The sequence below is a fragment of the Acaryochloris marina S15 genome, assembly GCF_018336915.1.
Taxonomy (GTDB): domain Bacteria; phylum Cyanobacteriota; class Cyanobacteriia; order Thermosynechococcales; family Thermosynechococcaceae; genus Acaryochloris; species Acaryochloris marina_A.
In genome coordinates this window covers 20,572-30,876 of record NZ_CP064924.1, presented here as the reverse complement: position 1 = coordinate 30,876, position 10,305 = coordinate 20,572, and the positions used below count along the sequence as shown (strand labels likewise).

The window sequence follows — 10,305 nt, the reverse complement described above, 5'->3', positions numbered from 1 at the left end:
CTCTTTGCTGATTGCCCTGGCTGGCTGTAACCAGCAAATCGGGCCAACCCATCAAGAATTAAAGCAAGACCTGGGCGAACAAGTTTATTCCCTCGTTTCAGACTTTGAAATTGAATCCACGGAAAATCTTGGAAGTAAAACCGAACCAATAATCCAGTCGAGATACAGGGCGGTATTGCGATTCAATACAGATGATATTAAAGATCCTGTCTTTCTTGAGGAAATGAAAAGGCTAGATCGGATCAATAAAGACTTTGTGGAAATTCATGGGCTATCAACTTCCAAACGCAAAGGAAGCCAATGGGAAACAAAATTCACGATCGAAGAGCGAAAAAATCTCTTAAAGGAATGACCAGAGCTGACTCTGGTCATTCCTTTATTCAACGCTTTCCCCGCCTGAAATCCCACGGCATCTCTGGGTTACTCTGGTTCCAAAAATTGAGCTTCTGGGATCGTGCCTCCTCCTCAGCAGCAACATACTGATCCGCAGTCGCTGAACAGCCATCCAAATATCGGTGGTACACTACGGCATAGCCTTCCCTCACCATCTGTAAGCCAACCGATTTCCCCTCCGAGTAGATCTCGGCTACAGTGCGCCCATATTGATCCGTGGTAATTTCCCGAAGCTCGATAGTTATTCCACTGGGTAATAGTGACTTGAGTCTTTGAGCAGCTTCAGGGCCATACTCCTGGTTAGACTCTGGTGCATCGATACAGCCAACACGGACTTTACTTGATGTGCCATTTTGAGATCGCACCTTGAGAGTATCACCGTCACCCGTTCTGAGAATTGTGGCGGGAGTGGTATTCGCTGGAGCAATAGCATTTGTCGTGGTGCTGGGGGGTGGGCTGCATCCTAGAAGGAGAGGGGGAAGGAGGAGAGAGAGGATGGTTCTGCGGGCTGTCATGGTTTCCTCCATTCTGCAGCCATATTACCTACTCCACCCTCTGTTGATCCCACATTTCCGTTGGGTGCAAAAGCATATCCAGAAGCCAATGCTTTAAAAACTTTTACTTTATCGCCAGAAATCCCCGCTTTGGTGAAATAGCCACGTAATTCTTCCAGTGTCGCCTTCCCACTGGCCAAACTACTGCTAATCATGATGATGGGACCACCCAAATCGTACTTCTTGACTTCATGCTTATGGATAATGCTACCTGTGGCATGATAAAGCGTAATTTGGCTTGGATTAGGGATCTGGTCTACAAAAAACACCGCAGCACAAGTTGAGAGGATTGAGACACCTATCACTTTATTCTCTAATGAAGACCCCACTGCCCCTTCTTTTAAGACAACCTCTTCAGGGCCTAGTGCTGGGAGGTTCACATATTTATCCTCAGTCATATTCCATAGATTTGAGATCGGCGTCCCAACCTTAGATGTTACTGCTGGTGCGCTACCCTGAGATGTTACTTGGTGATCTCTTCTTGAGCCTCTACCTTTAAAGCATGCTTGAATCTGATTTTCACCTGGAGTTTCGTCAACTACAGGCTTGGTGTTGGGCAAGTTTTTAGGTATTTCTGCTGGAACTCCTTCTAGTGAACCATTCGACACATGATTCTTAAATCCCTGCCGTACTCTATTAGCTAATAGACGGATCAACTCATCACTGTTTTGAGCGTCATTCGTTTCTGGAGCATAGCGCCTGATTGCCTTCTCAATATGCTTCGCTTCCGCACTTGCATAGTAATCAAACCAATAAGCAATATAGGGGCAGTCATTAGTTGATTGGCCAATTTCCGCTAAAACTTCTTCTGCTACCTTGACGACAGCACTTTTTAAACCATCTAGAAACTTGCTCTTGCATATTTGCCAAGGTTCCTGAGTTTCTCCATCTCCAACGATGTAATTACTAGCTTGTTTCGTGGGAGATTCATCATTTAATTGGTTTTGTATACCTGGAATTTGTGCTTTCCGCACTTCCCCTGCATTCTGCTGCAAAACATGGGTCAACTCATGGGCAATCAACTGTTGCCCATTTGTTCTCCCTGGCTGATACTCCCCCTTACGAAAGAAAACATCCTGGCCTGTTGTGAAAGCCCTAGCTTGAATGGATTGGTTGAGCTGATCTGACTGGGCATCCGTATGCAGGGGCAGCGCAAGAAAAATGAAGCTGTAATATGCTATGGAACTCCATTCTGTTAAAAGGGTTTCCCCATGGCTACAGGATTCAGCAAGCCTCCTTCCTCACCAGCTTCCACTGACTCATCCTCGTCACTCCTGCCTGCCAGTGATTGCGATCAGGCTTATCAACAATTGTCCGAGTGTTTTGAAGATTTGCCTGATCCACGTGGAGGCCAAGGTGTCCAGCATCCGTTTGTCAGCATCGTCGTGATTGGACTATTGGCAAGTTTAGGTGGCGCACAAGGGTGGGAAGACATTGAAACCTATGGTCTAAGCCATCAAGATTGGTTGTCGAGTTTTCTGAGGCTACCGTCCGGGATACCGACAGCAGACACCTATCGACGAGTGTTTGAGCGTATTTGCCCCACCGCTTTTGAGCGGAGTTTCAATCACTGGTTGGATCAGGTAGTGACAACCCTCGGCGCTCAAGTGATACCGATTGACGGCAAACAACTCAGAGGTTCCTATGATCGCAATCAAGACCAATCCGCATTGCATCTGGTCAGTGCTTGGGCCAGTGAGTATCGGTTATTTCTAGGACAGGTCAAAGTTGCAGACAAGAGTAACGAAATTACCGCTATTCCAGCACTGCTAGAGCTATTAGACATTGCCGGGTGCATTATTACCATTGATGCAATGGGAACTCAGCACGAGATTGCCCGCCACATTCAAGCTAAAGAGGCTGACTATGTGCTGGCCCTCAAGGAGAATCATCCCACGCTGTTTGAGCAGGTTGAGCAATGGTTTGAAACGGCTGAAGCGAATGAGTTTAAGTGCATTGAGCACAGCTATGATGCCCGGGTGGAAGCAGGGCACCATCGTCGCGAGAAACGACAAGTTTGGGCCGTGTCCCTTCAACAGATGGGTCCTCTGTACAAGCAGGCGCAGTGGAAGGGCTTGCAAACCATCGTCAAGGTCGCTCGGACCCGACATCTGTGGAACAAAACCACCTATGAGGTGATGTTTTATATCAGTTCTCTACCGCCAAATGCTCAGCAGTTGGGCAAAGCCATCCGCCAGCATTGGTCGATTGAGAACCAACTCCACTGGGTCTTAGACGTGACCTTTGGCGAAGATGCTAGCCGCATTCGCACAGGACATGCGCCGGAAAACATGGCCATCCTGAGACGCTGGAGCATCAACCTTCTCAATCAAGAAACGTCCTTTAAGAAAAGTACCCGTCAAAAACTAAAACGGGCGAGCATGGATGAAGCGTATATGCTCAAAGTTCTAGGCGCTTCTCTTCCTTTACAGTCTAGCCTTTCAGAGGCTTGATTTTCTTGCGCTTACCCTGCATCCGTATGCACTCTTACCCCACTTAAATCTGCTCTCATTAACTGCCCTATCGACAGTTGCAACCCGGCATCCAGCGGTTGACCACTGCCTTTAGCGCTATTGATGGCAGACTCAAATTCAGAAGATACCCCACGGTTATCCGTTGACCTTTGACGTTGGATAGTCGCACCCATCAGGGCAGAATCAAATGCTTCTTCTGGCTCTTGAGCAAGCTTTTCAATCTGACTTTTTTGGATGTTGATTGGCTGGAAAACTTGAGAAGGAACTCTATCAGCTTCCTTTTCGTATTTATCCCCAGGCGGTGCAAGGGTTAACTTCCGTTGAATCCAAGGTTGTGCTAGCTCACCAGATGGATTGGGAACTTTATCCATCCAAGAGCTTCCAAACCGTTCCCATTTCTGTCGTTGTGCCTCCCATTCTGCTAACCCCTCCTCATTGGACTTTGCTTGTATCGTTAGGGGATTCATCTCAGCAGGTTGATGAGTTTTCAATGTCTCAGTTTGTACTACTGGGATGCTAGAGGACTTTTTCTTTCGAGAGTCATAAGTGCGCACGATTGACAGCTCCCAAATTAGCTTGAGGATAGCCCTCAAGGGCAATAATGGACCTTTCAAAAAGTATTACTTGAGGTCTATTACTAGCCTAGTAGGGTTGAAGCGACAAATTGCCTCACTTTTGTCTCAGTTTTTCTTAGTTGACCGAATCATCCATCCAACCACATCTTTCACAATCGTAATGGACTGGCCTGCTATCCCCAAAACTTGCACCGCACTTCGGGCAGATTCCTGTGAAGTATGGGTGAGACTCCAGCACCTCAATCCGATCCGATGAGGTTAGATATCCCGCCCAGTCCCTGACCAGCTCACCGTTTTCAGAGATTGCCCCTAATGGTTGCCAGTCTTCAATCACTTTCGCAAAGTCGGGACAAGGATTTTGATCAGGACCACTCGGATGGATGGCACAAACGAGGAAGCCTTCAGCGAGGTATCCACTGAAGAGATCGCAACGTTGGCAAGCGGGGTGGATCATTTATCCCAGCAACTTGTGTTCACAACAAAAATGGGGTTTGAATCCCTTTATTAGACCTCTTGCATAACTAAACTAACGATTTGTTATCCAAATCAGTTCACGGCATTTATAAAGTTAGTAGCACATCATGAAATGAATATTGCAAGAGGTCTAATTTTACCTGAATTATTTACTACTCATTCAATTATTCACTGTGTCTCTTAAGGACAAACTCTAGTTACAGTCGAGCTTCCGCGAATACCTTGACTTCCTGCATCTAAACTTTGTGCACACCAGCGGACGGTTGAGCCACCATCTATCTTCTGGGCTAGAGTAATTGTGCCATTTGGGGCCATTAGAACGACTTCGGAACCACCATCTATTTTTTGACCAAAGAAGATGTCTCCCGTTCTAGCTTCGACATGGACTCGGCTGCCACCATCTATTTTTTGTGAAAAGCGAACATCCCCCTCGGCGATAATGCGAATATTAGAGCTTCCGCCATCTACCTTGAAAAGATTCACATCTCCATTTCTCGACTGGACAGTTACGTTATGGCTACCGCCGTCAACCTTCTCAAGAATAATACTGTCATTACGTGTATGGTTAACGTCGGCGATACCATCAAATTTTAGTTCTTGTGCCGTTACTGCTGTAGCGATAAATGACAGAGCAGCGGCAATAAAAATGCTTTGTTTATTCATCATGTTCCTCATTTTTTTATCCTTACTTACTGAGTCCCGAGTAAATTTTTAGGTTCCCCTGATTAAAAAGATGACAGATTTAAGGCTAGAATTCTTTTAGGATTAGGCTACTTTGAGGTATATAAACCACATTAAAAAAAGCAATAGGAAAGCTCAAATAATTAACTTTTACTAGACGATAATTACGTTAAGGAAAGCCAGAAGCTATAGGGTGAGGGCTGACTGCCTGACAGATCTTCGCCTTCCCCTGCTCATAAAGCCTTGCACTGTAAAGAGCGGATGCGAGAGAACCAGATTTTGTTGTAGTGTTTCTTTTGAGCTTTTTTAGACGCAAAACACGGTTGTGGATCATGGCAGAGCAAGGGGACTGGCATCAACAACTCCCGTCCTTTATGGACGACTCCCTTGAGCCATCGCAATCCAATTTTGAGATAACTAATGCCTCGTCGCCAATGTGGGTCAACCTGTTGGCGCAGCCCTTTAATGTGAACAGCCATCCCATGAGTCGTGCTGAATAGCAGTGCCACAGCAGCAACCAGATAAAGTCTCTCCAATGCATCAGCACAACGAATTTTCGACTCTTCTAGCTCAAACACTCCAGACTTACTATCGAGAAATAATTCTTCGACCCGAAACCTCAAAGCGTATTGCCACAAGGTCTGTAAAGTGGGTGATTCATCTGTAATCACCGCCCATGGTTCTTTCACTCCTCGGATATTAGCCAACACCAGATTGCACCGATAGATGCCATCTTCCCAAAGCCCTACATTGCGGTAGAGGACTGCTGCTCCTTTGGATGGCCACAATTGTCGGACTTCTCTTGGACATTGACGTGGACCATGAAGAAGGACATCACAAGGGATACGCAGACAGTAATGCCAATGGCTCTGTTGTAACCAGCTCATCAGTTGATGGTTTGCAAACCCACGATCTGCTAATAACATGACATCTGGATGCTGCCGTAATAACCAACGGGCTTGACGCAATAACGGTTGATATTCCTCAAAAGCGACAGCCGCACTCTTGTGCTCTAATACTTTCCACAACAACGGTACTGCTCTGCCACAGCAGACGACGGATAGATGAATCATGCAATATTCATTCCATAACACCGTTGTATCCATTGCCAGGTATAGACGATGAGAGTGCCAGTTCTTAAGGGCTAGCAGGACTAGAGGTACATATAGCTTGTTAATATCAATGCGTTGATTGGCTATAAATCGTTGCCACCGACGCTCGACACTTTGGGCTTTTCTGGCTCGGCAGGGAACATAGGATTCCCAGGCAGATAAGCTTAAGCGTTCACTACAGATTAACGCGCTTACCATCCAGCCCAGAGCAATGAGATGGCGCAAATCTCGATAATGGCTGTGTTGACGTAAAAAGGAAAACAGTTGACGATAAATTTGGGTGGGGCCTGACATTTGAATAACGCTGATTTGTGATTAAATCTAGCCTCACATGTCTCTCCACTCTTTTCTCATAAACTATGTAAATAAAGGCTTTGACCTACTTCTGTCAGGCAATCAGGGTTTCATCTGGGAATGCTCCTTTAGTTTTCAAAACCTTTCTGAGACTACGATTGACTGATTCAATGGCATTGGTGGTGTAAATGGCCTTGCGAATGTCAGGCGGATAATCAAACAAAGGAATCACCCTTTCCCAATGGCGCAGCCAAATTTGACTGATGGTGGGATAAACCTGATCATACTTATCGGCAAAGTGAGTCAGAGCATCTTCCGCCTCACAGACCGTTGCCGCTTGATAAATCGGCTTGAGATCAGCTGCAACTTCCTTGCGGTGTTTCCAACTGACATATTTGAGAGAATTGCGGATCAAGTGGACGATACAGAGTTGCACATGAGTCTGGGGATAGAGGGTTTCAATGGCTTCTGGAAAACCTGTTAATCCGTCTACACAAGCGATAAAAACATCTTGTAGCCCCCGATTTTTGAGATCCGTCAAGACCTTGAGCCAGAATTTAGCCCCCTCCCGTTCTTGAGGTCCGATCCATAAGCCTAAGACTTCTTTGTGGCCATCGAGGTTAATCCCTAATACCACATACACTGCCCGACTTTTAACCCGTCCTTCTTGGCGGATTTTGACGTACAATGCATCCAAAAACAGGATGGGATACAGCGCATCCACGGGGCGAGTTTGCCACTGACGGACTTCTTCCATAATCGCATCGGTGACTTGAGAAATCAGGGTTGGGGATAGCTCAATTCCATACAACTCTTCCAGCTGGCCTTGAATATCTCGGGTACTGCTCCCTCGTGCATACAGTGCCAAAATCTTCTCATCAAGACCGGCCAATCGACGCTGGCCTTTAGGCACAATAATCGGCTCAAACTCGCTGAGGCGATCTCGAGGGATCTGAAGGTCGAAAGCCCCTTGTTCGGTATTGATCGTTTTAGCGGAATACCCATTACGACTATTGCCCGATTTTGAAGGCGATGGAGACTCTCCTGTGGGTGTGCTTTGCAGATGATGGCTCAGTTCTGCTTGTAAGGCTTTCTCAATCAGGCGTTTTGATAATTGCTTGATTAATCCCTCCTCCCCCAATATCTGCTCAGGACTGCTGTAGTCCTGCATCAGTTCATCAAGAAGTTGCTCAACTTTTGGATCACAGTGGCGTTGTTTTTTCAAAGCGGTCTCCTTCAATCTGGATGTACTTTAAACCGCTTACACAAAATAATTTACAGTCTCCAATATAGGGTAAAAGCCACCTTAGTGAGAGTGTAGTTTCTTTCATCTCGGACAGACTTACTTTACGAATAAACCACATTCTCTATCTCAAGCTCTTTTAAAGTTTGATTCACCTCATCTATATCAAACACTTTCGGGTCAAACCATCCCCAACCCACACCACTTTCACCTCGCAATCATCCAGCTCAGCCAGTAGCTCCATATCCCAGCGCATCTGATCGGTGATAGCAGACAACGCATCGTCTTCCTCAACCACAACCGTCAGCTCATACTCATTCCCCCTCTTCTTAGGTTTGACCATCTGAAACGGACTCAAAACCCGCTCTTCGATCTCCTTCCTGACCACACCCTTCTTCTTCCCTGAAACCTCAACCGTCAGCCCCACCTGGACCGCATTCAAGGGCAGATCCACCGCAGTAATCTTGGGCCAGTTCGCAGGCTCCTCAGTGACAACTTTTAGCTCAATCGCCTCTTCTGCCACTGGCACCTCGCTAAATGCCACCAGATCCTCCAGCGGCATTGGCTGTCGTTCCACTTCCCCTTTGCTTTCCAGAAAGACTCCCTTAGCCGTCCGATACCGGACCTTCTGGGAATAGACCTCAAATGCTTTCACAGATCGCTGCCGCATCAACGTCATCGCCAGGTACGCATCCATGCCATTCTCAATCAACTGACTGGCATAGGTATGTCGTCCTTTATGGGGATGAATATCAGGCCAGCCTGCATCTTGGGCCAAGGCTTTGACCATCTTATAGATACCCTCATACCCCAACCGTTGACCCTTATTTCGATGACTCGTAGAGACAAACATCGGATCATCTGCTGTCATCCCTCCCTCACCATCCACCATCCGAACCCGAAGATTAGCCCGCAGTGCTGCATCGGTTTGCTCATCCACAGGTACCCGACCCACGGATCCATGCTTGGCCTGACGGATAGTGATTTCCACCCCGTTATAATCCCCGGCATTGAGATGAGAGATTTCCTCAGCCCGCATCCCGGCAAACACCATCAAACACAGGATCGCCCGATCACGTCTCTTTGTCTTCCGCTTCTCCAGTGCCTCAAACAGTGCCTCCACCTGGAACAGCTCTAGATTCTTCCCCTCCGTCTCTGGAGTTACCGGAATACTGATCGCCGTCCCTGGATTCTCCTCAATGTACCCAGCCTTCTTCAGCCAGGAAAAGAAGCTTTTAAGAGCCGTCAATATCGCCCCGACCGACCCCTGCTTTAACTGCCGACCTGACTCTAGATAAGTCTTGTAGCGTTTCAGATCGTTCATGGTAATCTGATGCCAGTCCTTGTTCACCCATAAACTGAACTGTCGTAGATGACGTTCATAGTTGCGTCGGGTGTTGGCCGCCAGGTTCTTCAGGGTGAGGAACTGTTCGATTCTGACTTGACGCAGATTCACTACCGCTGGCTTAGGCAAGGGCGTTTCAGATGCAGGTTTGCTCTCCTCTGGTTTTTCTGTGCCGAACTCAATCAGACGGACGGTTGGGATGTCGGAAGTTTGAGAGAAACGCGACATAAATTACACCACAGAACGAACTTGAAGATCACTATATAAGATCGGTGATTGTTACTCCAGATTTCTATATAAAAACAGGAATTAAAAATTGTTGTGTTTAGCTATTCCTTTTTCTATAAGGATTTCAGCGTAATCAAATGTCCGACATGGAACATATCTTTCGCCATATTACACGAACCTTTGTGGGATGTTAGTCTAATATTTATGAGCTTTTTAATAGGACATTCTGATGACTAAATATCAGTCATACAGGAAGTTAGTTTGTCTAAAGGCGTTAGCTAGAGATGAGAATGGTGACTATAATTTCTAGAATTGATTAAAATTCTCTCTGCGAAAGAATTCTTCAAAGGCTTCCAAAGCTATCTTCTGGCCCCAAAAGAAAGACTTAAAGAACAATTATATTCAGGATGAAAATGCCAATTCTATGTGATAAAGGTGATGTTTCGGATTGTTGCTCAGCTTTTATCTCTTATGGATATCATCGCTCTGACATCATTTTTAGCTCCCTGTTTGCCTTTCCTGCTGAAAAAAGTTGGTGCCCCAGCATTAGATGGAGCTGCTAAAAAGTTAGGAGAAGATACTTGGGAAAGAGCAAAGGCTATTTGGGGTAAGTTACACCCAAAGGTAGAATCTGAAGCTGCAGCGCAGATCGCTGCTGAGAAGCTGGCGACAACTCCTGAAAGTGCTGCTTGGAAGGAAGCCTTGCAAGAGGAATTAGCAACGATTTTGGCAAATGATTCACAATTAGAAGCTGCTATTGCAGAAATCTTTGCGGATATTCAGCCCTCAGCTAACCAGAATGTTGCTCAGCAAAATATTGATGAGAACCAGGGGGTCGTGATTGGTCAGATGTCAGGAGGAAACGTTAAAAATATCGGCGTAATTGACTCTGTTCAAGGTGATATAAATCTATAGGTCTAAAATTTACTCCT

General features: G+C 46.2%; 10 protein-coding genes and 2 pseudogenes. 3 read left to right on the top strand and 9 right to left on the bottom strand.

Annotation, left to right across the window (positions count from 1 at the left end):
* The first annotated feature begins 4 nt into the window (after window positions 1-4).
* A complete protein-coding gene (locus I1H34_RS27125; protein ID WP_212666492.1) occupies window positions 5-352 on the top strand; it encodes a hypothetical protein in 348 nt (115 codons plus the stop codon).
* 28 nt (window positions 353-380) lie between these two features.
* Here I1H34_RS27125 and I1H34_RS27120 read toward each other — a convergent pair whose 3' ends face one another.
* From I1H34_RS27120 to I1H34_RS33145, 3 genes and pseudogenes are all read right to left on the bottom strand, one after another.
* Complete coding sequence (locus I1H34_RS27120) at window positions 381-908, bottom strand: thermonuclease family protein (RefSeq protein WP_212666491.1); 528 nt, start codon at window positions 906-908, stop codon at window positions 381-383.
* Window positions 905-1,969 carry a hypothetical protein gene (locus I1H34_RS33150; RefSeq protein ID WP_396124660.1) on the bottom strand — a complete coding sequence of 355 codons (1,065 nt, stop codon included), beginning with the start codon at window positions 1,967-1,969 and terminating at the stop codon, window positions 905-907. Before I1H34_RS33150 ends, I1H34_RS27120 begins: the two co-directional genes overlap by 4 nt.
* Window positions 1,970-1,984: 15 nt before the next feature.
* Window positions 1,985-2,053 (bottom strand): annotated as a pseudogene (locus I1H34_RS33145) (eCIS core domain-containing protein); the annotation flags it as partial.
* A gap of 105 nt (window positions 2,054-2,158) precedes the next feature.
* Between I1H34_RS33145 and I1H34_RS27110 the strand changes: the two are divergent.
* Window positions 2,159-3,400 carry an ISAs1 family transposase gene (locus tag I1H34_RS27110; protein WP_249369233.1) on the top strand — a complete coding sequence of 414 codons (1,242 nt, stop codon included), beginning with the start codon at window positions 2,159-2,161 and terminating at the stop codon, window positions 3,398-3,400.
* 11 nt (window positions 3,401-3,411) lie between these two features.
* Here I1H34_RS27110 and I1H34_RS27105 read toward each other — a convergent pair whose 3' ends face one another.
* The 6 genes and pseudogenes from I1H34_RS27105 to I1H34_RS27080 form a co-directional block, all read right to left on the bottom strand.
* Entirely contained in the window at window positions 3,412-3,912 is a 501-nt protein-coding gene (locus I1H34_RS27105; protein ID WP_212666490.1) for an eCIS core domain-containing protein, read from the bottom strand.
* 199 nt (window positions 3,913-4,111) lie between these two features.
* Window positions 4,112-4,450: a hypothetical protein gene (locus I1H34_RS27100; protein ID WP_249370241.1), complete on the bottom strand. Its 339-nt coding sequence runs from the start codon at window positions 4,448-4,450 to the stop codon at window positions 4,112-4,114.
* Between the two features lie 200 nt (window positions 4,451-4,650).
* Window positions 4,651-5,136, bottom strand: a complete 486-nt coding sequence (locus I1H34_RS27095; RefSeq protein WP_212666489.1) for a hypothetical protein — start codon at window positions 5,134-5,136, stop codon at window positions 4,651-4,653.
* 248 nt (window positions 5,137-5,384) lie between these two features.
* Entirely contained in the window at window positions 5,385-6,557 is a 1,173-nt protein-coding gene (locus tag I1H34_RS27090) for a transposase (protein ID WP_212666488.1), read from the bottom strand.
* A 109-nt stretch (window positions 6,558-6,666) separates the two neighbouring features.
* A pseudogene (locus I1H34_RS27085) lies at window positions 6,667-7,728 on the bottom strand (IS256 family transposase); the annotation flags it as partial.
* Between the two features lie 232 nt (window positions 7,729-7,960).
* Window positions 7,961-9,373 (bottom strand): tyrosine-type recombinase/integrase, encoded by a 1,413-nt coding sequence (locus I1H34_RS27080; RefSeq protein ID WP_212666487.1) that lies wholly within the window; start codon window positions 9,371-9,373, stop codon window positions 7,961-7,963.
* A gap of 438 nt (window positions 9,374-9,811) precedes the next feature.
* Here I1H34_RS27080 and I1H34_RS27075 point away from each other — a divergent pair, with 438 nt between their 5' ends.
* On the top strand, window positions 9,812-10,288 hold the full coding sequence (locus tag I1H34_RS27075; protein ID WP_212666486.1) for a hypothetical protein: 477 nt from the start codon (window positions 9,812-9,814) through the stop codon (window positions 10,286-10,288).
* Window positions 10,289-10,305 lie beyond the last annotated feature (17 nt).